Raw genomic sequence first — 22,368 nt, forward strand, 5'->3', positions numbered from 1 at the left:
ACCGGCGTTTCAGCCAGGGCTGCGGATCTCCAGCCAGGCCGTGCGGTCGTCGGGCAGCACCACCACACGGCGGTCCTTCCAGCGCGAGGCGTAGGAGACCAGGTAGAAGCGGGTCGGTGACTTCGCGAGGAGGCGGAAGCCCAGGTACTCGTACCGGTACGGCCCGCTCGTGCTGCCGTGGTCGTTGAACTTGATGTTCTTGGCGTGGTGGGTGAGGGGCACCCGCGAATGGATCACCACGAACGGGCTGTCCTGGTATCCCCTCCTCGCGTCCAGCCTGGCATCGCTGCGACCGGCGACCACCGCGTACTGCGCCATGTCGAAGAACAGGCTCACCGTCAGCAATCCGATGAGCAGCGTGCCGACGGCCAGCCACACACGGTCACCGGCGGGGTCCTGCCGGACCGCGACCCCGGTGCTCCGGCTCAGCCGCAGATGGGCGGCGCAGACGGCCAGCGTGGACCCCACGGCCACCACCAGGGCCGGCATGAAGATGCGCGGCCAGCCCGCCGGGAAAGGGAGCACCAGGTACGAGAACAAGCCCGGGAGGCCCACCAGCACCATGGCCACTCCGACGGCAAGCAGCACGGTGATCGCCGTGCGGCGGTGCACGTCATGCTCCGGCCCGGCCAGCGCCCGTCCCAGCCAGCCGAACACCAGGAACACGATCAGCCCGCCCGCCAGCAGGACACACAGGGGAAAGAAGATCGCGCTCGTGCTGCTGGCCACCACGTTCTGGACGGACATCCCGAGATCCTCGGGCACCACGCCGAGGGCGGAGTAGTAGGACCTGACGTACACGCTGCCGAAGTAGTAGAGCAGAGCGAAGGCGACGGTCCCCGGCGCCGCGAAGTACGCCACCTTCTCCCCGAACGTCGACAGGGGGGAGCGCGGAGGCGGGGGCTCGGGGCCGGCCGGCGGTCCCTGTGGCGCGGGCATGGCCCTCAGTCTGTTCGCGCGCTGCCGGACCCGCACGCGGAGTCCCTCCGCTTGGCTGACCGCGCCCGGCACTCAGGGTGTCGTGAGAGGCACCGATCGCCGATTCGAAGATCATGTAGCGTACAGCGGCTTGACATGGTTCGCAGGCCGAGGCCGTCGGGTTCCATTTGTTTTGACCACAGCGAATGAGCTAGGTACGCTCAGACCTTGTGCCTGGGGTGTGCCCTGGCTCCCGTGCGTGCCTTCGACCGCACGGCGAGTCGTCACCGGCCACCGTAATCTGCGCCCTTTTTCGCCTGGCGGCAAAGGTCCGCGGGATTCGACACACCCGACCGCGTGGGTCGGCGAAGTTCCAGGTTAGCTTCACCATTCGGCACACAGAAACCGGAGAAGTAGTGCCTACGATCCAGCAGCTGGTCCGTAAGGGCCGGCAGGACAAGGTCGAGAAGAACAAGACGCCCGCACTCGAGGGTTCCCCTCAGCGTCGTGGCGTCTGCACGCGTGTGTTCACGACCACCCCGAAGAAGCCGAACTCGGCCCTGCGTAAGGTCGCGCGTGTGCGTCTGACCAGCGGGATCGAGGTCACCGCTTACATTCCGGGTGAGGGACACAACCTGCAGGAGCACTCCATCGTGCTCGTGCGCGGCGGCCGTGTGAAGGACCTGCCGGGTGTTCGCTACAAGATCATCCGTGGTTCGCTCGACACCCAGGGTGTCAAGAACCGCAAGCAGGCCCGCAGCCGCTACGGCGCCAAGAAGGAGAAGTAAGAATGCCTCGTAAGGGCCCCGCCCCGAAGCGCCCGGTCATCATCGACCCGGTCTACGGTTCTCCTCTGGTGACCTCCCTCATCAACAAGGTGCTGCTCAACGGCAAGCGCTCCACCGCCGAGCGCATCGTCTACGGCGCCATGGAGGGTCTGCGTGAGAAGACGGGCAACGACCCGATCATCACGCTGAAGCGCGCGCTGGAGAACATCAAGCCGACCCTCGAGGTCAAGTCCCGCCGTGTCGGTGGTGCGACGTACCAGGTTCCGATCGAGGTCAAGCCCGGTCGTGCCAACACGCTCGCGCTGCGCTGGCTGGTCGGTTACTCCCGCGCCCGTCGCGAGAAGACCATGACCGAGCGTCTGCTCAACGAGCTTCTCGACGCCTCCAACGGCCTTGGTGCCGCTGTGAAGAAGCGCGAGGACACCCACAAGATGGCCGAGTCCAACAAGGCCTTCGCGCACTACCGCTGGTAGTCGCTACCCACATCGAGACCGAGAGAAGACTGAAGCCTTATGGCTACCACTTCACTTGACCTGGCCAAGGTGCGCAACATCGGCATCATGGCTCACATCGACGCGGGCAAGACGACCACCACCGAGCGGATCCTGTTCTACACCGGTGTGTCTTACAAGATCGGTGAGGTCCACGACGGCGCTGCCACCATGGACTGGATGGAGCAGGAGCAGGAGCGTGGCATCACGATCACCTCTGCTGCCACCACCTGTCACTGGCCGCTGGAAGACGTCGACCACACCATCAACATCATCGACACCCCGGGCCACGTCGACTTCACCGTCGAGGTGGAGCGTTCCCTGCGCGTGCTCGACGGTGCCGTGACGGTGTTCGACGGCGTCGCCGGCGTTGAGCCCCAGTCCGAGACGGTGTGGCGTCAGGCGGACCGCTACGGCGTTCCGCGTATCTGCTTCGTCAACAAGCTCGACCGGACCGGTGCCGAGTTCCACCGCTGCGTCGACATGATCTCTGACCGCCTCGGCGCTCAGCCGATCGTCATGCAGCTCCCGATCGGTGCCGAGGCCGACTTCAAGGGCGTCGTCGACCTCGTGACGATGAAGGCCCTGGTCTGGTCCGCCGAGGCCACCAAGGGCGAGATGTACGACGTCGTCGACATCCCGGACACGCACACCGAGGCTGCCGAGGAGTACCGCGGCAAGCTGCTCGAGGCCGTGGCCGAGAACGACGAAGAGATCATGGAGCTGTACCTGGAGGGCACCGAGCCCTCCGTGGAGCAGCTGTACGCCGCGATCCGTCGCATCACCATCGCGTCCGGCAAGTCCAAGGACACCACGGTCACCCCGGTGTTCTGCGGCACCGCGTTCAAGAACAAGGGCGTTCAGCCCCTGCTCGACGCGGTCGTGCGCTACCTCCCCTCCCCCCTGGACGTCGAGGCCATCGAGGGCCACGACGTCAAGGACCCGGAGACGGTCGTCAAGCGCAAGCCGTCCGAGGACGAGCCCCTGTCCGCGCTGGCGTTCAAGATCATGAGCGACCCGCACCTCGGCAAGCTCACCTTCGTCCGGGTCTACTCGGGCCGCCTGGAGTCCGGCACCTCGGTGCTGAACTCCGTCAAGGGCAAGAAGGAGCGCATCGGCAAGATCTACCGCATGCACGCGAACAAGCGTGAGGAGATCGAGTCGGTGGGCGCCGGCGACATCATCGCCGTCATGGGTCTGAAGCAGACCACGACCGGTGAGACGCTGTGCGACGACAAGCAGCCGGTGATCCTGGAGTCCATGGACTTCCCGGCTCCGGTCATCCAGGTCGCCATCGAGCCCAAGTCGAAGGGCGACCAGGAGAAGCTGGGCGTCGCGATCCAGCGCCTGGCCGAGGAGGACCCGTCCTTCCAGGTCCACTCGGACGAGGAGACCGGCCAGACCATCATCGGTGGTATGGGCGAGCTGCACCTCGAGGTGCTGGTCGACCGTATGCGCCGTGAGTTCAAGGTCGAGGCCAACGTCGGCAAGCCGCAGGTCGCGTACCGCGAGACGATCCGCAAGGCCGTCGAGCGCGTGGACTACACCCACAAGAAGCAGACCGGTGGTACCGGTCAGTTCGCCAAGGTGCAGATCGCGATCGAGCCCATCGAGGGCGGCGACGCCTCGTACGAGTTCGTGAACAAGGTGACCGGTGGTCGCATCCCGAAGGAGTACATCCCTTCGGTCGACGCCGGTGCGCAGGAGGCCATGCAGTTCGGCATCCTCGCCGGTTACGAGATGACCGGCGTGCGCGTCATCCTGATCGACGGTGGCTACCACGAGGTCGACTCCTCCGAGCTCGCCTTCAAGATCGCCGGTTCGCAGGCCTTCAAGGAGGCCGCGCGCAAGGCCAGCCCCGTGCTGCTCGAGCCGATGATGGCCGTCGAGGTCACCACGCCCGAGGACTACATGGGTGAGGTCATCGGCGACATCAACTCCCGCCGTGGCCAGATCCAGGCCATGGAGGAGCGGGCTGGTGCCCGCGTCGTGAAGGGCCTCGTGCCCCTGTCGGAGATGTTCGGCTACGTCGGCGACCTCCGCAGCAAGACGTCGGGTCGCGCAAGCTACTCGATGCAGTTCGACTCCTACGCCGAGGTTCCGCGGAACGTCGCCGAGGAGATCATCGCGAAGGCCAAGGGCGAGTAACGCACCGCGTTCGCACGCTTTAGGCTTGACTCCGGAGCCCGGAGGGGCATTCACCAGCATGTGCGGGGGAATGCCCCCGGGCCCGGGCTTTCCAGCAAAGATCACCTGGCGCCGATGAAGCAAGGCGTTCAGAACCACTCCACAGGAGGACCCCGTGGCGAAGGCGAAGTTCGAGCGGACTAAGCCCCACGTCAACATCGGCACCATCGGTCACATCGACCACGGTAAGACGACCCTCACGGCCGCCATTACCAAGGTGCTGCACGACAAGTACCCGGACCTGAACGAGGCCTCGGCCTTCGACCAGATCGACAAGGCTCCTGAGGAGCGCCAGCGCGGTATCACCATCTCCATCGCGCACGTCGAGTACCAGACCGAGGCGCGTCACTACGCCCACGTCGACTGCCCGGGTCACGCGGACTACATCAAGAACATGATCACCGGTGCCGCGCAGATGGACGGCGCGATCCTCGTGGTCGCCGCCACCGACGGCCCGATGCCGCAGACCAAGGAGCACGTGCTCCTGGCCCGCCAGGTCGGCGTTCCGTACATCGTCGTCGCCCTGAACAAGGCCGACATGGTGGACGACGAGGAGATCCTGGAGCTCGTCGAGCTCGAGGTCCGTGAGCTCCTCTCCGAGTACGAGTTCCCGGGCGACGACGTCCCGGTCGTCAAGGTCTCGGCGCTCAAGGCGCTCGAGGGCGACGCCGAGTGGGGCAAGTCCGTCCTGGACCTGATGGACGCCGTCGACTCCGCCATCCCGGAGCCGGAGCGTGACGTCGACAAGCCGTTCCTCATGCCCATCGAGGACGTCTTCACGATCACCGGTCGCGGTACGGTCGTCACCGGCCGTATCGAGCGTGGTGTCCTGAAGGTCAACGAGACCGTCGACATCATCGGCATCAAGACCGAGAAGACCACCACCACGGTCACCGGTATCGAGATGTTCCGCAAGCTGCTCGACGAGGGCCAGGCCGGTGAGAACGTCGGTCTGCTGCTCCGCGGCATCAAGCGCGAGGACGTCGAGCGCGGCCAGGTCATCATCAAGCCGGGCTCGGTCACCCCGCACACCGAGTTCGAGGCGCAGGCCTACATCCTGTCCAAGGACGAGGGTGGCCGTCACACGCCGTTCTTCAACAACTACCGTCCGCAGTTCTACTTCCGTACGACGGACGTGACCGGCGTGGTGACCCTCCCCGAGGGCACCGAGATGGTCATGCCGGGTGACAACACCGAGATGAAGGTGGAGCTCATCCAGCCCATCGCCATGGAAGAGGGCCTGAAGTTCGCCATCCGTGAGGGTGGCCGGACCGTGGGCGCCGGCCAGGTCATCAAGATCACCAAGTGATCTTGAACTGACCAGGACCGGGTCTTCGACCTGGTAGCTGTCGGAGGGGCCCGTACGACTTCGGTCGTGCGGGCCCCTTCGCGTTGCCCGGTTACGAAAGTATTCGGCGCGCACGACCGGTTCCCCGGCCTCCTCACCCCCTCCAGTATTTGTCATGCCGCTGACTAAATTCGGGTGGAGTTCGGGTGGAGGGGTGAGGCATGTCTGTCCGTCGCAGGACCGTGCTGGGTGCAGGGCTCGCCGTCGTGCCGGTGCTGGCATCGGGGGTCGCACGGGCCGGGGGTGAGGGTGATCTCCGGGCGACGGACCCGGGGTCGTACATCTCCTTCACGGGCGGCGCGTTCTCGCTGGTGGGCGCCCCCGTGGTCGTGAGCGCCGAGGATCACCCCGGGGTCGTACGGGTCGCGGGGGACCTCCGGGACGACATCGAGCGGGTGACGGGCGTCCGGCCCGGCTCGACGATCGCCCCCTCCCCGGTCCTGGTCGGCACCATCGGCCGCAGCCCGCTGATCGACGGGCTGATCGAGGCGGGCAAGCTGGACGTCTCCGGTGTGCGGGGACGCTGGGAGACCTCCCTCCAGACGGTCGTGGACCACCCCATGCCCGGGGTGGAGCGGGCGTTCGTCGTCGCGGGCAGCGACCCGCGGGGCACGATCTTCGGGGCGTACGACGTCTCGTACGGCATCGGCGTCTCGCCCTGGTACTGGTGGGACGACGTGCCGCCGGTGCACCGCGACGCGGTGTGGGTGCGCCCCGGCAGATACACGCAGGGCACCCCGGCGGTGAAGTACCGGGGCATCTTCATCAACGACGAGAACCCCGCGCTGGGGACGTGGGCGCCGGCGTACTTCGGGCCGGGGAAGGCGACGGGTTACCCGGGTGGCTTCAACGCGGACTTCTACGCGAGGGTGTTCGAGGTCCTGCTGCGCCTGAAGGGCAATTACCTGTGGCCGGCGGTGTGGGGCCGGGCCTTCGCGGAGGACGACCCGGAGAACCACCGGCGTGCCGCGGAGTACGGCATTGTCATGGGCACGTCCCATGAGGCGCCGATGATGCGGGGGATCGAGGAGTGGAACCGGCATGCGGGTGCCGGCAGGGATCCGTTCGGCGGGACCGGGGAGTGGTCGTACCGCCGTAACGCGGCGGCGATCCGGGCGTACTGGCGAGCCGGCATCCAGCGCATGGTGGACGAGGGCTTCGAGGGCGTGGTGACCCTCGGGATGCGCGGGAACGGCGACACCGGTCTCCCGGACGGCGACGGCATCGAGCTGATGCAGGAGATCATCGCGGCGCAGCGGCAGATCATCGAGGAGGTCACCGGGAAGCCGGCAGCCGAGACCCCCCAGGTGTGGACGCTGTACAAGGAGGTGCAGCGGTACTGGGACCGGGGGCTGAGGGCGCCGGACGACGTCACGGTCGTGCTGACGGACGACAACTGGGGCAACATCCGCAAGCACCCGGACGGAGCCCGGACCGGAGGCTACGGCCTGTACTACCACTTCGACTACGTGGGGGCGGGCCGCAACTACAAGTGGGTCGACACGGCCCATCTGTGCAACGTCTGGGACCAGCTCCACCAGGCGCACGCGTACGGCAACCACGGCCTGTGGGTGGCGAACGCAGGGGACCTGAAGGGCAACGAACTGCCGACGGAGTTCTTCCTGAACTACGCCTGGAATCCGTCGGGTTGGCCGCTGGAGCGGTTGGGGGAGTGGGAGCGGAGGTATGCGCGCCAGAACTTCGGGCCGGTCCGGGAGGCGGAGATCGCGTCGGTGCTGGCGGAGTACGGGAGCCTGCAGGCCCGCCGCAAACCCGAGCTGCTGAACCGCCGGATCACGTCGGCCGACGGCAAGGTGGTGTACGACGACCGGCAGACCCCGTTCTCCTTCGGGCACCGGGAGCTGGAGCGGGTCACGCAGGAGTGGCGGGAGCTGGGCAGCCGGGCGGAACGCATCGCGCGGCGGCTTCCGTCCCGGTTGCAGGACGCATGGTTCGAACTGGCCGGCTACGAGGTGACGGCGACCGCGAACCTGTACGCCCTGCGGGAGGCGGAGTTCACCAACCTCCTCTACGCGAAGCAGGGCAGAGCGGCGACGAACGACCGCGCGGCGCAGGCGGAGGCCGCCCTGGCAAGGGACTTCACCCTGGCGGACCGCTTCAACTCCTCGGTGGCGAACGGCAAATGGAAGGGCTTCCAGACCCAGCCGCACATCGACTACGGGGATGTGGACCGGTACGGCCCCAACGCGGGCTGGCAGCAGCCGGAGAAGGACAACGTGGCACTGCCCGACGTGCTCTTCCCGGCGGTACGCCGCATCGAGCTGCCGGAGGCGGCGGAGCTGGGCGTGTCGGTGGACGGTGCGGAGGATGCGGGGCAGTGGTGGCCGGGGGGTGCGACGGGCGAGGCATCCCTCCCCGCGTTCAGCCCGTACCAGACCTGCCCACAGCAGTACGTGGAGATCTTCAACCGGGGGCGTACGCCCTTCGACTACCGGGTGGAGAGCTCGGTGCCCTGGCTGGTGGTGGACTGCCCGCGGGGCCGGGTGGAGCAGCAGGTCAGGCTGGAGGTCCGCGTGGACTGGACGCGGGCACCGGCGGGCCGCGCGGAGGGTTCGCTGACGGTGACCGGAGCCGGGACGTCGGTGCAGGTGGGGTGCACGGCACAGAACCCGCCCCGGCGGGGCCTGCGGGGCTTCGTGGAGGCGGGCGGGTACGTGGCGATCGACGCGGAGCACCACGACCGCGCGGTGGGGCAGTGGCGCCGGATCGACGGCATCGGGCGTACGGGCGCGGGAATGACTCCGTGGCCGGTGACCTCACCTCGGCAGACGCCCGGCGGCTCCTCGTCCCCCCGCCTGGAGTACGAGGTGAGCCTGCTGACAGGGCCGGGTGAGGTGACGGTGTGGGCGTACGTGTCCCCACGGAACCCGGCACTGCCGACGGGAGGCCTGCGCTACGCGGTGTCGTTCGACGAAGCGGCTCCCCAGGCGGTGGACATCAACGAAGGCGCCGACGACGGGCTCATGAACACGACCTGGGCGCGGCACACGTCGGACAACATCAACGCGACGGCCACGACACACACCCTCACGAAGACCGGCGTGCACCGGTTGAAGTTCTGGATGGTGGATCCGACGGTGGTGCTGCAACGGCTCCTGATCGACACGGGAGGGCTGCCTGCGCTGTACCTGGGTCCGCTGGAGAGCCGCAGGATATGAGGAGCAGCACTGCTGGGGCTCGTACTGGCCGGTGTCGGTACCGCCTTCATCGTGGTGACGGTGAAGAACGCGGTGGACTCGATCGACACCGCCCGGAGCTTCTCCAGCGGCGACGCGCAGACCTTCGGCTTCGTCCAGGGGAAGACCAAGGCGATCTACGTCTCCCAGCCCGGGAAGGGCCAGGTCGACTGCCGGATTCCGGGGATGCAGTCCGGGGCGGTGACCCAGCCGGACAGGACCTTCCGCATCACCGTCGGGTCCCGGACCTGGGAGCGCGTCTTCGAGGTGAAGCCCGGCCGCAGCGGCGACTACACGCTCACCTGCACCTCGGAGTTGCCGGCCGAGTTCGCGCTGGGAGACAAGCCCCGGGTGGGGGCCGCGATCGGCAGCATCGCCGCGGGGGTCGGCTGCTTCCTCGCCGCGTTTGCCGCAGCCGTGACCATCGTCGTCGTCACCGCCGTCCGCCGCAGCCGCCACCGCCGCCGGCTCACCGCCGCGTTGGCCCCTCCACCGCAGTGGGGGCCGCCGCCTGGCCCGCTGTATTAGTGCGTGGTGGCAAACGGAACCCCCTGCTCGACGAGCGGGGGGCTGGACCGGTACTGACGGGGCGCGGACGATCAGCACGTCCTTCGGGGGAGTGTGCCGAGGGGGGCGACTTCGTCTGTGTCTTCTGTGGTGCCGATCTGCCCGTGGACTGGAACGCCGACCCCTCGGCCCCCTGAAAGCCCTGCGCGTTTCCTCACCCCCGTGGCTCATCCGGGTGGCAGTTCGGTTGCCCTTCGTAAAGATTGCATTGCAGAGCGTGGCGGCCCCTGAGAACTCCGCTGCTCTTCGCGGGCGTGTGGACATGCCGCGCCGCGACGGCTCACTCGAGAACGACGAAGGGTGTCGACATGACAGATCCAGGCCGCTCAGTGCGGCATCCATCCCGGCTCGGTATAGCCTCGCTCGCCGCCGTGGCCGCGCTGCTGGCGGCCGGACTGTCGCAGCCGGCGCCCGCGGCTGCGGTGTCGTCCAGCGCCGCGGCCACGGCTGCCTCCGTCGACGTCACCACGTTCTCGCAGGGCTGGACCAACCCCTGGGCCATCTCGTTCCTGCCGGACGGACGCTCGGCGCTGGTCACCGAGAACGAGACCGCCCGTGTCTACCGCCTCCGCGACGACGGCTCCAAGACCCTGGTCGGCACGGTGCCGAAGGTGGTCGTCTTCGCGCCCGGCGACGCCGCCGTAGGCGGGCTGCTGGGGGTCGCTCCGTCTCCGACGTGGGACGGAGTCAGGGACAAGAGCGTGTTCTTCATGCACACCACGGCGACCGAGACCCGGGTCGTGCGGATGAACTACGACGGCAAGTCGCTGAGCGGCTACACCGTGGTGCTCGGCGGCATCAGACGAGGCTCGAACCACCACGGCGGCAAGATCGCCTTCGGACCCGACGGGTACCTCTACGTCGCGACCGGCGAGGCCACACAGGCGGACCTCGCGCAGGACGTGAACTCGATCAACGGAAAGATCCTCCGGATCACCAAGACCGGCGCCCCGGCCCCCGGCAACCCGTTCGGCAACCACATCTACAGCTACGGTCATCGCAATCCGCAGGGCCTGGCCTGGGACAGCAAGGGCCGGCTGTGGTCGGCGGAAATAGGCCAGGAAGCAACCGACGAACTCAACCTGATCCAGCCGGGCGCCAACTACGGCTGGCCGCGCTGCGAGGGTTACTGCGACGTCAAGGGCATGACCAACCCGAAGGCCACCTGGGATCACACCGCCGCCACCGCCCAGATCGCTGTCGTGGGCGACAGCCTCTACGCGTCGACGCTGCGCGGCTTCCAGCTGTGGCGCGTCCCGATCGACGCTGCACTCGGGGGTACGGGCGACAGCGCGAAAGCCGCCGTCTTCGCCGGCCGCGCGCTGCGTGCCCTCACGAAGGTCCCCGGCAAGAACGAGCTGTGGCTGGGCACCACGAGAAACGGGGACGGCAAGGACGAGATCCTCCGCGTGACCATCCACTGATTCCCCTCACAGAAAGGCAGTTACCCCATGAACGAAACCAGGGCAGAGACGAAGGCAGTCGAGGAGACGCCGTTGCAGAAGCCGGACCCGGCCACCTGGCAGGCGCCCGCCTACGAGGTCGTCGACACCGCGCTCGAGGTCACCGCCTACTCCCTCAGCTCCCGCTAGCCGGTGCCATGCTGCTGCTGGTACTCGGCACCGCCGCCGGCGGCGGCATCCCCCAGTGGAACTGCGCGTGCTCCGGGTGCTCCGGAGCACGCGCCCATCCGCACCGGCGCCGCCGTCACGCCTCCCTCGCCGTGCGCAGCGGCGACGGCCGCTGGTACGTCGTCAACGCGACCCCCGACATCGGCGACCAGATCGAAGACCGGCCCGAACTCCACCCGGGTCCCGGCCGCCGGCAGACACCGGTCGCCGGAGTGGTCCTCACCGACGCCGAACTCGACCACACCCTGGGCATCGCCCGGCTGCGCGAGGCCGACCGCCTCCAGGTGATCGCGACGGCCCCGGTCCGCCAGGCGCTCCTGGACCGCCTGCACCTCGGCGCTGTGCTGGCGCCGTACACCTGCGTGACCTGGCGCGAGCTGCCGCGGCGCGGCACCGAGCCGCTGGCGGGCGACATGCCCGGTCTGCCGGACGCCGACACGTCCGTTCTGCCGACGGGCGACACGTCCGGTCTGCGGATCAGCGGCATCCCGGTGTCGGGCAAGCGCCCGCGGTACGCCGCCGACGCCCCGGACGACGACGCATGGGTCGTCGCGCTGCGTCTGTACGACCCCTCCTCCGGCGCGACCGCGCTCTACGCTCCCGCCCTGGCCGCCTGGCCGGACCGCCTCCAGCAGGCGGCCGCCGAGGCCGACTGCGTCATCGTGGACGGCACCTTCTGGGACGACGAGGAGCCCCGCCGCACCGGCATCTCCGCCCGCACTGCCACCGGCATGGGCCACCTGCCCATCGAGGGAGAGAACGGCACCGCCGAACGCCTGGCCCGCCTCTCCGCCCGGTGCCTCTACACGCACCTCAACAACACCAACCCCCTCGTCGACCCGGCGGCGTCCGAGCACAAGAAGCTCGCACGGCTGGGCATCGAGGTGGCGTACGACGGGATGGTGATCGAGCTGTGACCACGGCACTCGCCCCGCTCGCGGAGCCCTGGAGCCCCGCGGAGTTCGAGGCACGACTTCGCGCGGTGGGGGAGGAGCGGTATCACGACCGCCATCCCTTCAACCTCCGGATGCACAGCGGCGATCTCAGCCCCGAGGAGCTGCGCCGCTGGATCGTCAACCGCTTCCACTACCAGCGCCACATCCCCGTCAAGGACGCCCTGATCACCGCGAAACTGGACACGCCCGCGCTGCGCCGGATGTGGCTGCGCCGCATCCAGGACCACGACGGGCAGCAGCAGGGCGAGGGCGGCATCGAGCGCTGGCTGCGGCTCGGTGAGGCGGCCGGCCTGAACCGCGAGACGCTGCTGCGCGCCGACACCGTGCTGCCGGGCGTACGGCTGGCGGTCGAGGGATACGTCAACTTCTGCCGGCTGCGCCCGTCCCTCGAAGCCGTCGCCGCGTCGCTGACCGAACTCGCCGCCCCGGACCTGATGCGCACCCGCATCGACGCCTTCGAACGCCACTACCCATGGATCGAACCCCATGGCCTCGCCTACTTCCGCTCCCGGGTCTCCCAGGGGCGGCGCGACAGCCGTGAGGCACTCGACCTCGTGCTGAGCTGGGGCCGTACCCGGGACGACCAGGAACGCGCCGTGGCCGCGCTGCGCTTCAAATGCGATGTCCTGTGGTCGCTGCTGGACGCCGTGGACCGGGCGGGCCACCGGGAGCAGGCGTGAAGGCGGCGCCCGGAACCGACTGGCGGCCCGTGCCGGCCCCCGCCATCGTGCGGCGGCACGACCCCGTACGCGACGCGGACCTGCTGATCCTCCCCGAACGCGTCGTCGTCCTGACCGGCCGGGCCGAAACCGTCCTCGCCCTGTGCGACGGCACCCGCAGCGTCCGCGGCATCGTCGACGAGCTGGCCGAACGCTTCCCCGGCGCCCCCGTGGCCACCGACGTCCCCCCTTTCCTCGAACGGCTGCGTACGGAGGGCTGGCTGCGATGACCCCCGCCGACCCGACGCCCCCCACCGCCCCATCGTCCGCGCCCGCCCGCCCCTGGGCCCTGCTGGCCGAACTCACCCATGCCTGCCCGCTCCACTGCGGGTACTGCTCCAACCCGCTGGAGCTGACCCGGCGCTCGCGCGAGCTGACCGGCGAGCAGTGGACGGACGTGATGCGTCAGGCGGGCGAGTTCGGCGTGGTCCACACCCATCTCTCGGGCGGTGAGCCGCTGCTGCGCCGGGACCTGGCCGAGATCGTCACCGCGGCCGAGGCCGCCGGGATCTACACCCAGCTGGTCACCAGCGGCGTGGGCCTGGACCGTGACCGGCTGTCCACGCTCGCCGCCGCCGGGCTGCGCAGCGTCCAGCTGTCCGTCCAGCACGCCGACCCGCGCGCCTCCGACCGGATCGCCGGACGCCGTTCCTTCGCCGAGAAGGAACGGGCCGCCGGGCTCGTACGGGCCGCCGGCCTCCCCCTGGGCCTCAACGTCGTCCTGCACCGGGAGAACCTCGACGCCATCGACGCCCTCATCGAGCTGGGCCTGACCTGGGGCGTGGACCGCATCGAACTCGCCAACACACAGTTCTACGGCTGGGGCCTGCTCAACCGCGCCGCACTCCTGCCCACCCGCGACCAGCTCGCCCGGGCACGGGACGCCGTCGAGCGGTGGCGCGAGCGGCTCACGCCGGACGGCCCCGACCTGGTCTGGGTCGTCCCCGACTACTTCGACGGCGTCGCCAAGCCGTGCATGGGCGGGTGGGGGGCGGTCTCGCTCACCGTCACCCCGGACGGCACCGTCCTGCCGTGCCCGGCCGCGGCCTCCCTGCCGGACCTGGACCCCCCGAACATCCGCGACCACCCGCTGGCCTGGATCTGGGACCACTCCGAGGCGTTCACCCGCTACCGCGGAACCGACTGGATGGCCGACCCCTGCCGCACCTGCTCCCGCCGCGACGAGGACTTCGGCGGCTGCCGCTGCCAGGCGTACGCCCTGACCGGCGACGCCACCCGCACGGACCCCGCATGCCGACTCTCCCCGGACCACGGCCTGATCCGGTCACTGGCCGACGACAGCACGAAGGGGAGGGGGGTGATCAGGCGCCGGGTCCCGGTGCGGGGAGGGTGATTTCGGCCCAGACGGTCTTGCGCGGGTGCCGTTCCCCGGTGACGCCCCAGCGGTCCGCGAGGGCGTCGACGAGGATGGGTCCGCGTCTCTTACGGGTCGTTGGAGCCGGGGGAGGCGGTCACCGCGCGTGTCGGTGACCTCGATACGGAGCGTGTCGGCGACGACGTAGAGCAGCAACTGGAAGTCGCGGCCGGGGACGCGTCCGTGGGTGGCGGCGTTGGCGGCCAGGCAGTCATTTCTTGATTCACATCACTCAGCGTGGCGGCACCTGCTTCCCTAAGTGAGTGACAACGCTTGTACGTACAGTGACTGTCCCTGCTTTGTCTCGGCTGTCTCGGGCGTTGTCACGGGTACGAGTGCGCGTCGGAGGAGGAGCCATGGGCGAGGGTGTGGACGAGGCCGGTTGGGACGTCGAGCCGGGCGACGAGATCGAGCCGGTGGTCCAGGCGGTGGGGCGCCTGCTCAAGGTCTGCCGGGAGGCGGCTGGGGTGACGGTGTCCGAGCTGAGCGAGGCCATGGGCTACGGCGAGGACATGATCCGCAAGATGGAGCGCGGGGCCCGTATCCCCCGGCCGGAGTTCCTGGACAGGGCGGACCAGATCCTGAAGGCACCTGGCACGAGAGCGGCCGCCTGAGGGGAGGGCGCAAGGCGCCCACAGCGGCTCCCCGGGATCTCCACGGCCCAGGCCCGGCCGGGCCCGCTGCGTCGCCTGTTTGACCTACGTCACCTTCGGGGTATTCTCTCCGCCCCGATTGGCCAGCCCCCCGCCCCATATGGCAGACTGTCGGAGTTGCTCGGTCGAGTGTTGATGCTGCGCGCCTCCCGCCGGGAGGACCGGAAGCGAGTCCCACAGTACTCGTCGTCCTAACTGCCTTTTGGCAGCACTGGGGCGGACGTACGGGAATCTTCCGGGAAGTGTGGTGCGGCACCGGCTAGGCGCCCGGTGGGCCTTCCGCCCTCGGCTTGCGGTTCCGGAAGGGCCGTGTGCATTCCCCGCAGGGATGTTCGAACAAGGGACATCTTTGTCAGCGGGAGCGCGACACGCCCGACCGCGTGGGTCGGAGAAGGAAGTCAGGAACACCGGGATCCAGAGCGAAGAGACAGGACTACTGAGTAGCCATGGCGGGACAGAAGATCCGCATCCGGCTCAAGGCCTACGACCACGAGGTCATCGACTCCTCGGCGAAGAAGATCGTCGAGACGGTGACCCGCACTGGTGCGTCGGTCGCGGGCCCGGTGCCGCTGCCCACTGAGAAGAACGTGTACTGCGTCATCAAGTCGCCGCACAAGTACAAGGACTCGCGCGAGCACTTCGAGATGCGCACGCACAAGCGCCTGATCGACATTCTCGACCCGACCCCCAAGACCGTTGACTCTCTGATGCGACTCGACCTCCCGGCCGGTGTCGACATCGAGATCAAGCTCTGAGGGCTGGTGATCTGAGAATGGCTAAGCAGATCAAGGGCATCCTGGGCGAGAAGCTCGGCATGACGCAGGTGTGGGACGAGAACAACCGTGTTGTTCCGGTCACCGTCGTCAAGGCCGGCCCCAACGTCGTCACCCAGGTCCGTACGAACGATGTCGACGGCTACGAGTCCGTCCAGATCGCTTTCGGCGAGATCGACCCGCGCAAGGTGAACAAGCCCCTCAAGGGCCACTTCGCCAAGGCCGACGTCACTCCCCGCCGCCACCTCGTCGAGATCCGTACCGCTGACGCCAGCGAGTACACCCTCGGCCAGGAGATCACCGCCGAGGTGTTCGAGGCCGGCATCAAGGTCGACGTGACCGGCAAGAGCAAGGGCAAGGGCTTCGCCGGTGTCATGAAGCGTCACAACTTCAAGGGCCTCGGCGCCGGACACGGCACCCAGCGCAAGCACCGCTCGCCCGGTTCCATCGGTGGCTGCGCCACCCCGGGCCGCGTGTTCAAGGGCCTCCGCATGGCGGGTCGCATGGGCAACGAGCGGGTCACCACCCAGAACCTGACCGTCCACGCCGTTGACGCGGAGAAGGGTCTGCTGCTCATCAAGGGCGCGGTTCCCGGTCCGAACGGCGGCCTCGTCCTGGTCCGCACCGCGGCCAAGGGGGCCTGAGGTAACCGATGAGCACTGTTGACATCCTTTCGCCGGCGGGCGACAAGGCCGGTACCGTCGAGCTCCCCGCGGAGATCTTCGACGTAGAGAAGATCAGCGTTCCGCTGCTTCACCAGGTCGTCGTCGCGCAGCTGGCCGCGGCCCGTCAGGGCACGCACAAGACCAAGACTCGTGGCGAGGTTCGCGGTGGCGGCAAGAAGCCGTACCGCCAGAAGGGCACCGGCCGCGCCCGTCAGGGCTCGACCCGTGCGCCGCAGTTCGCCGGTGGTGGCGTCGTGCACGGTCCCGTGCCGCGTGACTACTCGCAGCGGACCCCGAAGAAGATGAAGGCCGCGGCCCTGCGCCACGCCCTCACCGACCGGGCCCGCCACAACCGCATCCACGTCGTCTCCGGCGTGGTCGAGGGCGCGAACCCGTCCACGAAGGCCGCGAAGAGCCTGTTCGGCAAGATCTCGGAGCGCAAGAACCTGCTCCTGGTCGTCGAGCGCGCCGACGAGGCCGCGTGGCTGTCCGCCCGCAACCTGCCCCAGGTCCACATCCTGGAGCCGGGCCAGCTGAACACGTACGACGTTCTCGTCTCGGACGACGTGGTCTTCACCCAGGCCGCTTTCGAGTCCTTCGTGTCTGGCCCCAAGGCCGCTGACACCGAAGGGAGCGAGGCCTGATGGCTACGCGTCACCCGAGCATTGCCTCGAAGGCCGCCAAGGCCGCCAAGGCCGCGCGCGTCGCCAAGGCGCGTCGCCACGCCACCGAGGGCAAGAACACCGTCGAGACCCCGCTGAGCAAGTCCTTCACGGACCCCCGTGACGTGCTGCTCAAGCCGGTCGTCTCCGAGAAGAGCTACGCGCTCCTCGACGAGAACAAGTACACGTTCATCGTCGCCCCGGGCGCCAACAAGACCCAGATCAAGCAGGCCGTCCAGGCGGTCTTCTCGGTCAAGGTCACCGGGGTCAACACGATCAACCGCCAGGGCAAGCGCAAGCGCACGAAGACCGGTTTCGGTCAGCGTGCCGGCAGCAAGCGCGCGATCGTGACCCTCGCCGAGGGCGACCGTATCGACATCTTCGGCGGTCCGACCGCCTAAGGGCGGTCCGGATCGTCCGATATCGGACGAGGACTGAGAAATGGGAATCCGCAAGTACAAGCCGACTACGCCGGGCCGTCGTGGCGCCAGCGTCGCCGACTTCGTCGAGGTCACGCGGTCCACGCCGGAGAAGTCGCTGGTCCGCCCCCTGCACAGCAAGGGCGGCCGTAACAACACCGGTCGTGTGACCGTGCGCCACCAAGGTGGCGGACACAAGCGCGCCTACCGCGTGATCGACTTCCGTCGTCACGACAAGGACGGCGTGCCGGCGAAGGTCGCGCACATCGAGTACGACCCCAACCGCACCGCGCGCATCGCGCTGCTGCACTACGCCGACGGCGAGAAGCGCTACATCCTCGCCCCGCGCAACCTGCAGCAGGGTGACCGCGTCGAGAACGGTCCCGGGGCCGACATCAAGCCGGGCAACAACCTGGCCATCCGCAACATCCCGGTCGGTACGACGCTCCACGCGATCGAGCTCCGTCCCGGTGGCGGTGCCAAGTTCGCCCGCTCCGCCGGTGCCTCCGTGCAGCTGCTCGCGAAGGAGGGCTCGATGGCCCACCTGCGCATGCCGTCCGGTGAGATCCGCCTGGTCGACGTCCGCTGCCGTGCCACCATCGGTGAGGTCGGCAACGCCGAGCAGAGCAACATCAACTGGGGTAAGGCCGGCCGTAAGCGGTGGCTGGGCGTTCGCCCGACCGTCCGTGGTGTCGTGATGAACCCGGTTGACCACCCGCACGGTGGTGGTGAGGGCCGGACCTCCGGTGGTCGCCACCCTGTGTCCCCGTGGGGCAAGAAGGAAGGCCGTACTCGTTCGCCCAAGAAGGCGTCGAACAAGTACATCGTCCGCCGCCGCAAGACGAACAAGAAGCGCTAAGGACGGGTTGAGATGCCTCGTAGCTTGAAGAAGGGACCCTTCGTCGACGACCACCTGATCAAGAAGGTGGATGTCCAGAACGAAGCCGGTTCCAAGAACGTCATCAAGACCTGGTCCCGTCGCTCGATGATCGTCCCGGCCATGCTCGGCCACACGATCGCGGTGCACAACGGCAAGACCCACATCCCGGTGTTCGTCACCGAGTCGATGGTCGGCCACAAGCTCGGCGAGTTCTCGCCGACGCGCACCTTCCGGGGCCACGTCAAGGACGACCGGAAGTCGAAGCGCCGCTAGGCGCGGATCGCAACAGACACGTAAGTAACTGGAAGGACAACCATGGAAGCCAGGGCCCAGGCGCGGTACATCCGCGTCACGCCCATGAAGGCCCGCCGCGTGGTGGACCTCATCCGTGGCATGGACGCCACGGAGGCCCAGGCCGTCCTGCGATTCGCTCCGCAGGCCGCCTCCGTGCCGGTCGGCAAGGTGCTCGACAGCGCCATTGCCAACGCCGCGCACAACTACGACCACACCGACGCCGACAGCCTCTTCATTTCCGAGGCCTACGTCGACGAGGGCCCGACCCTGAAGCGGTTCCGTCCGCGCGCCCAGGGCCGTGCCTACCGGATCCGCAAGCGGACCAGCCACATCACCGTGGTCGTCAGCAGCAAGGAAGGAACCCGGTAATGGGCCAGAAGGTAAACCCGCACGGGTTCCGGCTCGGCATCACCACCGACTTCAAGTCGCGTTGGTACGCCGACAAGCTGTACAAGGACTACGTCAAGGAAGACGTCGCCATCCGTCGGATGATGACGTCCGGCATGGAGCGCGCCGGCATCTCGAAGGTTGAGATCGAGCGCACCCGTGACCGCGTGCGGGTGGACATCCACACCGCTCGTCCGGGCATCGTCATCGGCCGCCGCGGCGCCGAGGCCGACCGCATCCGCGGCGACCTCGAGAAGCTCACGGGCAAGCAGGTCCAGCTGAACATCCTCGAGGTCAAGAACCCCGAGACGGACGCTCAGCTGGTTGCTCAGGCCGTCGCCGAGCAGCTCTCCTCCCGCGTCTCCTTCCGCCGCGCCATGCGTAAGAGCATGCAGTCGGCGATGAAGGCCGGCGCCAAGGGCATCAAGATCCAGTGCGGTGGCCGCCTCGGCGGCGCCGAGATGTCCCGCTCGGAGTTCTACCGCGAGGGCCGTGTGCCCCTGCACACGCTCCGCGCGAACGTGGACTACGGCTTCTTCGAGGCCAAGACGACCTTCGGCCGCATCGGTGTGAAGGTCTGGATCTACAAGGGCGACGTCAAGAACATCGCCGAGGTCCGCGCCGAGAACGCTGCGGCCCGTGCGGGTAACCGCCCGGCCCGTGGCGGTGCCGACCGCCCGGCCCGTGGTGGCCGCGGTGGCGAGCGGCGCGGTCGCAAGCCGCAGCAGGCTGCCGGCGCCGAGGCCCCCAAGGCCGAGGCTCCCGCGTCCGCTCCGGCTGAGAGCACCGGAACGGAGGCCTGACCGACATGCTGATCCCCCGTAGGGTCAAGCACCGCAAGCAGCACCACCCGAAGCGCCGTGGTATGGCCAAGGGCGGTACGACGGTTGCGTTCGGCGAGTACGGCATCCAGGCCCTCACGCCGGCGTACGTGACCAACCGCCAGATCGAGGCGGCTCGTATCGCGATGACCCGCCACATCAAGCGTGGCGGCAAGGTCTGGATCAACATCTACCCGGACCGTCCGCTGACCAAGAAGCCTGCCGAGACCCGCATGGGTTCCGGTAAGGGTTCGCCGGAGTGGTGGATCGCGAACGTTCACCCGGGCCGGGTGATGTTCGAGCTGTCCTACCCGAACGAGAAGATTGCGCGTGAGGCCCTCACTCGTGCGGCTCACAAGCTGCCGATGAAGTGCCGCATCGTCAAGCGCGAGGCAGGTGAAGCGTGATGTCGGTCGGTACCAAGGCGTCCGAGCTGCGCGAGCTGGGCAACGAGGAGCTTCTGGGCAAGCTCCGCGAGGCCAAGGAAGAGCTGTTCAACCTCCGCTTCCAGGCGGCGACTGGTCAGCTTGAGAACCATGGCCGTCTGAAGGCGGTCCGCAAGGACATCGCGCGGATCTACACCCTGATGCGCGAGCGTGAGCTGGGCATCGAAACGGTGGAGAACGCCTGATGAGCGAGAACAACGTGACTGAGAACACCGAGGCGCGCGGCTTCCGCAAGACCCGTGAGGGTCTCGTCGTCAGCGACAAGATGGACAAGACCGTCGTCGTCGCCGTCGAGGACCGCGTCAAGCACGCGCTGTACGGCAAGGTCATCCGCCGTACGAACAAGCTCAAGGCGCACGACGAGCAGAACGCCGCGGGTGTCGGCGACCGCGTCCTCCTCATGGAGACCCGGCCGCTGTCCGCGACGAAGCGCTGGCGCGTCGTCGAGATCCTCGAGAAGGCCAAGTAATTCCTGCGGGGCTAACCCCGCAGGTCAGTTCCGCCAGGCTCGGCAGGGGTTCCGTGAAGGAACCCCTGCCGGGAACCGGCAGACGATCAGGAGATAGACGTGATCCAGCAGGAGTCGCGACTGCGCGTCGCCGACAACACTGGTGCGAAGGAAATCCTTTGCATCCGTGTGCTCGGTGGCTCCGGTCGCCGCTACGCGGGCATCGGTGACGTCATCGTCGCCACCGTCAAGGACGCGATCCCCGGTGGCAACGTGAAGAAGGGTGACGTCGTCAAGGCGGTCATCGTTCGCACCGTCAAGGAGCGCCGCCGTCCGGACGGCTCGTACATCCGCTTCGACGAGAACGCCGCCGTCATTCTGAAGAACGACGGCGACCCTCGCGGCACCCGCATCTTCGGCCCGGTCGGGCGTGAGCTGCGCGAGAAGAAGTTCATGAAGATCATCTCGCTGGCTCCGGAGGTGCTGTAAGCATGAAGATCAAGAAGGGCGACCTGGTCCAGGTCATCACCGGTAAGGACAAGGGCAAGCAGGGCAAGGTCATCGCGGCCTTCCCCCGCGAGGACCGTGTCCTGGTCGAGGGTGTCAACCGGGTCAAGAAGCACACCAAGGCCGGCCCGACCGCGAGCGGTTCGCAGGCCGGTGGCATCGTCACGACCGAGGCGCCGATCCACGTCTCCAACGTCCAGCTGGTCGTTGAGAAGGACGGCAACAAGGTCGTCACGCGTGTCGGTTACCGCTTCGACGACGAGGGCAACAAGATCCGCGTTGCCAAGCGGACGGGTGAGGACATCTGATGGCTACCACCACCACTCCGCGTCTGAAGCAGAAGTACCGCGAGGAGATCGCGGGCAAGCTGCGTGACGAGTTCAAGTACGAGAACGTCATGCAGATCCCCGGCCTCGTCAAGATCGTGGTCAACATGGGTGTGGGCGACGCCGCCCGCGACTCCAAGCTGATCGAGGGCGCCATCCGCGACCTCTCCACGATCACCGGCCAGAAGCCGCAGGTCACCAAGGCCCGCAAGTCCATCGCGCAGTTCAAGCTGCGTGAGGGCCAGCCGATCGGTGCCCACGTCACGCTCCGTGGCGACCGCATGTGGGAGTTCCTGGACCGCACCCTGTCGCTCGCGCTGCCGCGCATCCGCGACTTCCGCGGCCTGTCCCCCAAGCAGTTCGACGGCCGTGGCAACTACACCTTCGGTCTCACGGAGCAGGTCATGTTCCACGAGATCGACCAGGACAAGATCGACCGCACCCGGGGTATGGACATCACCGTGGTGACCACGGCGACCAACGACGCTGAGGGCCGCGCGCTCCTTCGTCACCTCGGCTTCCCCTTCAAGGAGGCGTGAGCGAGATGGCGAAGAAGGCTCTGATCGCTAAGGCTGCTCGCAAGCCCAAGTTCGGTGTGCGTGGCTACACCCGCTGCCAGCGCTGCGGCCGTCCGCACTCCGTGTACCGCAAGTTCGGCCTGTGCCGCGTGTGCCTTCGTGAGATGGCTCACCGTGGCGAGCTGCCGGGCGTGACCAAGAGCTCCTGGTAATCCCTGCTTTTTAGGGATTCCTGAAGCTCTCGGTAAGCATCTGGGTCGGCAGGGGCCCTTCTCCACATGCCGTAGGCTTGTGGGGTTGGGCGTCTGCCGCGCCCGTACGACTTACTACGCCGTAGGTCCACCGCACCGCACCCGCCTCGTCTCGGATCGAGGAGAGGGATGGGCACCTGG

Annotated in this window: 29 protein-coding genes and 1 pseudogene; 28 read left to right on the forward strand and 2 right to left on the reverse strand. The window is 68.0% G+C overall.

From position 1 onward, the window contains the following. Positions 1 to 9 precede the first annotated feature (9 nt). Positions 10 to 939, reverse strand: coding sequence for a hypothetical protein (locus AQI88_RS10635; RefSeq protein ID WP_066995668.1), 930 nt, complete (start codon positions 937 to 939; stop codon positions 10 to 12). A 395-nt stretch (positions 940 to 1,334) separates the two neighbouring features. Here AQI88_RS10635 and rpsL point away from each other — a divergent pair, with 395 nt between their 5' ends. The 12 genes from rpsL (at position 1,335) to pqqE (ending at position 14,156) form a co-directional block, all read left to right on the forward strand. Beyond that, positions 1,335 to 1,706, forward strand: coding sequence for a 30S ribosomal protein S12 (gene rpsL / locus AQI88_RS10640; RefSeq protein WP_003948652.1), 372 nt, complete (start codon positions 1,335 to 1,337; stop codon positions 1,704 to 1,706). Positions 1,707 to 1,708: 2 nt separating this feature from the next. Then, positions 1,709 to 2,179 carry a 30S ribosomal protein S7 gene (gene rpsG / locus AQI88_RS10645; protein ID WP_003992340.1) on the forward strand — a complete coding sequence of 157 codons (471 nt, stop codon included), beginning with the start codon at positions 1,709 to 1,711 and terminating at the stop codon, positions 2,177 to 2,179. A 39-nt stretch (positions 2,180 to 2,218) separates the two neighbouring features. After that, the gene (fusA, locus tag AQI88_RS10650) at positions 2,219 to 4,345 is read left to right on the forward strand and encodes an elongation factor G (protein ID WP_066995671.1); all 2,127 of its coding nucleotides are present in this window, start codon (positions 2,219 to 2,221) and stop codon (positions 4,343 to 4,345) included. Positions 4,346 to 4,499: 154 nt separating this feature from the next. Then, positions 4,500 to 5,693, forward strand: coding sequence for an elongation factor Tu (gene tuf / locus AQI88_RS10655; RefSeq protein ID WP_066995674.1), 1,194 nt, complete (start codon positions 4,500 to 4,502; stop codon positions 5,691 to 5,693). Positions 5,694 to 5,893: 200 nt separating this feature from the next. Continuing rightward, positions 5,894 to 8,911, forward strand: coding sequence for a glycosyl hydrolase 115 family protein (locus AQI88_RS10660; RefSeq protein WP_066995677.1), 3,018 nt, complete (start codon positions 5,894 to 5,896; stop codon positions 8,909 to 8,911). A gap of 51 nt (positions 8,912 to 8,962) precedes the next feature. Beyond that, the gene (locus tag AQI88_RS10665; RefSeq protein ID WP_159050332.1) at positions 8,963 to 9,457 is read left to right on the forward strand and encodes a serine/arginine repetitive matrix protein 2; all 495 of its coding nucleotides are present in this window, start codon (positions 8,963 to 8,965) and stop codon (positions 9,455 to 9,457) included. 347 nt (positions 9,458 to 9,804) lie between these two features. Next, positions 9,805 to 10,920: a PQQ-dependent sugar dehydrogenase gene (locus AQI88_RS10670; RefSeq protein WP_208615756.1), complete on the forward strand. Its 1,116-nt coding sequence runs from the start codon at positions 9,805 to 9,807 to the stop codon at positions 10,918 to 10,920. Positions 10,921 to 10,947: 27 nt separating this feature from the next. Continuing rightward, complete coding sequence (pqqA, locus tag AQI88_RS10675; RefSeq protein WP_066995683.1) at positions 10,948 to 11,088, forward strand: pyrroloquinoline quinone precursor peptide PqqA; 141 nt, start codon at positions 10,948 to 10,950, stop codon at positions 11,086 to 11,088. An 8-nt stretch (positions 11,089 to 11,096) separates the two neighbouring features. Continuing rightward, positions 11,097 to 12,044, forward strand: coding sequence for a pyrroloquinoline quinone biosynthesis protein PqqB (gene pqqB / locus AQI88_RS10680; protein ID WP_066995686.1), 948 nt, complete (start codon positions 11,097 to 11,099; stop codon positions 12,042 to 12,044). Beyond that, entirely contained in the window at positions 12,041 to 12,763 is a 723-nt protein-coding gene (gene pqqC / locus AQI88_RS10685; protein ID WP_066995689.1) for a pyrroloquinoline-quinone synthase PqqC, read from the forward strand. Before pqqB ends, pqqC begins: the two co-directional genes overlap by 4 nt. After that, entirely contained in the window at positions 12,760 to 13,032 is a 273-nt protein-coding gene (pqqD, locus tag AQI88_RS10690; protein ID WP_066995692.1) for a pyrroloquinoline quinone biosynthesis peptide chaperone PqqD, read from the forward strand. Before pqqC ends, pqqD begins: the two co-directional genes overlap by 4 nt. Next, positions 13,029 to 14,156 (forward strand): pyrroloquinoline quinone biosynthesis protein PqqE, encoded by a 1,128-nt coding sequence (gene pqqE, locus AQI88_RS10695; protein ID WP_066995695.1) that lies wholly within the window; start codon positions 13,029 to 13,031, stop codon positions 14,154 to 14,156. The genes pqqD and pqqE overlap by 4 nt, the downstream gene beginning before the upstream one ends. On the opposite strand, the pseudogene AQI88_RS47590 reads toward pqqE, so the two are convergent. Next, positions 14,125 to 14,384, reverse strand: a pseudogene (locus tag AQI88_RS47590) (ATP-binding protein); the annotation flags it as partial. The gene pqqE and the pseudogene AQI88_RS47590 overlap by 32 nt on opposite strands. A 149-nt stretch (positions 14,385 to 14,533) precedes the next feature. On the opposite strand from AQI88_RS47590, the gene AQI88_RS10700 reads away from it, so the two are divergent. From AQI88_RS10700 to AQI88_RS10775, 16 genes are all read left to right on the forward strand, one after another. Further along, entirely contained in the window at positions 14,534 to 14,791 is a 258-nt protein-coding gene (locus tag AQI88_RS10700) for a helix-turn-helix domain-containing protein (protein WP_066995698.1), read from the forward strand. Positions 14,792 to 15,276: 485 nt separating this feature from the next. After that, complete coding sequence (gene rpsJ, locus AQI88_RS10705; RefSeq protein ID WP_003948644.1) at positions 15,277 to 15,585, forward strand: 30S ribosomal protein S10; 309 nt, start codon at positions 15,277 to 15,279, stop codon at positions 15,583 to 15,585. 17 nt (positions 15,586 to 15,602) lie between these two features. Then, positions 15,603 to 16,247 (forward strand): 50S ribosomal protein L3, encoded by a 645-nt coding sequence (rplC, locus tag AQI88_RS10710; protein ID WP_020135811.1) that lies wholly within the window; start codon positions 15,603 to 15,605, stop codon positions 16,245 to 16,247. A gap of 8 nt (positions 16,248 to 16,255) precedes the next feature. Then, a complete protein-coding gene (gene rplD, locus AQI88_RS10715) occupies positions 16,256 to 16,912 on the forward strand; it encodes a 50S ribosomal protein L4 (protein WP_066995701.1) in 657 nt (218 codons plus the stop codon). Beyond that, complete coding sequence (gene rplW, locus AQI88_RS10720; protein ID WP_066995705.1) at positions 16,912 to 17,331, forward strand: 50S ribosomal protein L23; 420 nt, start codon at positions 16,912 to 16,914, stop codon at positions 17,329 to 17,331. Before rplD ends, rplW begins: the two co-directional genes overlap by 1 nt. A gap of 40 nt (positions 17,332 to 17,371) precedes the next feature. Then, positions 17,372 to 18,208, forward strand: a complete 837-nt coding sequence (rplB, locus tag AQI88_RS10725) for a 50S ribosomal protein L2 (RefSeq protein WP_066995708.1) — start codon at positions 17,372 to 17,374, stop codon at positions 18,206 to 18,208. A 12-nt stretch (positions 18,209 to 18,220) separates the two neighbouring features. After that, positions 18,221 to 18,502, forward strand: coding sequence for a 30S ribosomal protein S19 (gene rpsS, locus AQI88_RS10730; RefSeq protein ID WP_030619138.1), 282 nt, complete (start codon positions 18,221 to 18,223; stop codon positions 18,500 to 18,502). A gap of 42 nt (positions 18,503 to 18,544) precedes the next feature. Next, positions 18,545 to 18,892 carry a 50S ribosomal protein L22 gene (gene rplV, locus AQI88_RS10735; RefSeq protein WP_003974262.1) on the forward strand — a complete coding sequence of 116 codons (348 nt, stop codon included), beginning with the start codon at positions 18,545 to 18,547 and terminating at the stop codon, positions 18,890 to 18,892. Then, on the forward strand, positions 18,892 to 19,713 hold the full coding sequence (rpsC, locus tag AQI88_RS10740) for a 30S ribosomal protein S3 (protein ID WP_066995710.1): 822 nt from the start codon (positions 18,892 to 18,894) through the stop codon (positions 19,711 to 19,713). Before rplV ends, rpsC begins: the two co-directional genes overlap by 1 nt. Before the next feature lie 5 nt (positions 19,714 to 19,718). Further along, positions 19,719 to 20,138, forward strand: a complete 420-nt coding sequence (gene rplP / locus AQI88_RS10745) for a 50S ribosomal protein L16 (RefSeq protein WP_007443989.1) — start codon at positions 19,719 to 19,721, stop codon at positions 20,136 to 20,138. Beyond that, positions 20,138 to 20,362, forward strand: coding sequence for a 50S ribosomal protein L29 (rpmC, locus tag AQI88_RS10750; RefSeq protein WP_055632347.1), 225 nt, complete (start codon positions 20,138 to 20,140; stop codon positions 20,360 to 20,362). Before rplP ends, rpmC begins: the two co-directional genes overlap by 1 nt. Further along, positions 20,362 to 20,646, forward strand: coding sequence for a 30S ribosomal protein S17 (rpsQ, locus tag AQI88_RS10755; protein WP_004984524.1), 285 nt, complete (start codon positions 20,362 to 20,364; stop codon positions 20,644 to 20,646). Before rpmC ends, rpsQ begins: the two co-directional genes overlap by 1 nt. Before the next feature lie 99 nt (positions 20,647 to 20,745). Next, positions 20,746 to 21,114: a 50S ribosomal protein L14 gene (rplN, locus tag AQI88_RS10760; protein WP_003998823.1), complete on the forward strand. Its 369-nt coding sequence runs from the start codon at positions 20,746 to 20,748 to the stop codon at positions 21,112 to 21,114. Positions 21,115 to 21,116: 2 nt separating this feature from the next. After that, positions 21,117 to 21,440, forward strand: coding sequence for a 50S ribosomal protein L24 (rplX, locus tag AQI88_RS10765; RefSeq protein ID WP_033272457.1), 324 nt, complete (start codon positions 21,117 to 21,119; stop codon positions 21,438 to 21,440). Continuing rightward, positions 21,440 to 21,997, forward strand: coding sequence for a 50S ribosomal protein L5 (rplE, locus tag AQI88_RS10770; RefSeq protein ID WP_066995712.1), 558 nt, complete (start codon positions 21,440 to 21,442; stop codon positions 21,995 to 21,997). The genes rplX and rplE overlap by 1 nt, the downstream gene beginning before the upstream one ends. Before the next feature lie 5 nt (positions 21,998 to 22,002). Next, positions 22,003 to 22,188, forward strand: coding sequence for a type Z 30S ribosomal protein S14 (locus tag AQI88_RS10775; protein ID WP_003948630.1), 186 nt, complete (start codon positions 22,003 to 22,005; stop codon positions 22,186 to 22,188). The last annotated feature ends 180 nt before the right edge of the window (positions 22,189 to 22,368 follow it).

The organism is Streptomyces cellostaticus (genome assembly GCF_001513965.1).
Lineage (GTDB): Bacteria > Actinomycetota > Actinomycetes > Streptomycetales > Streptomycetaceae > Streptomyces > Streptomyces cellostaticus.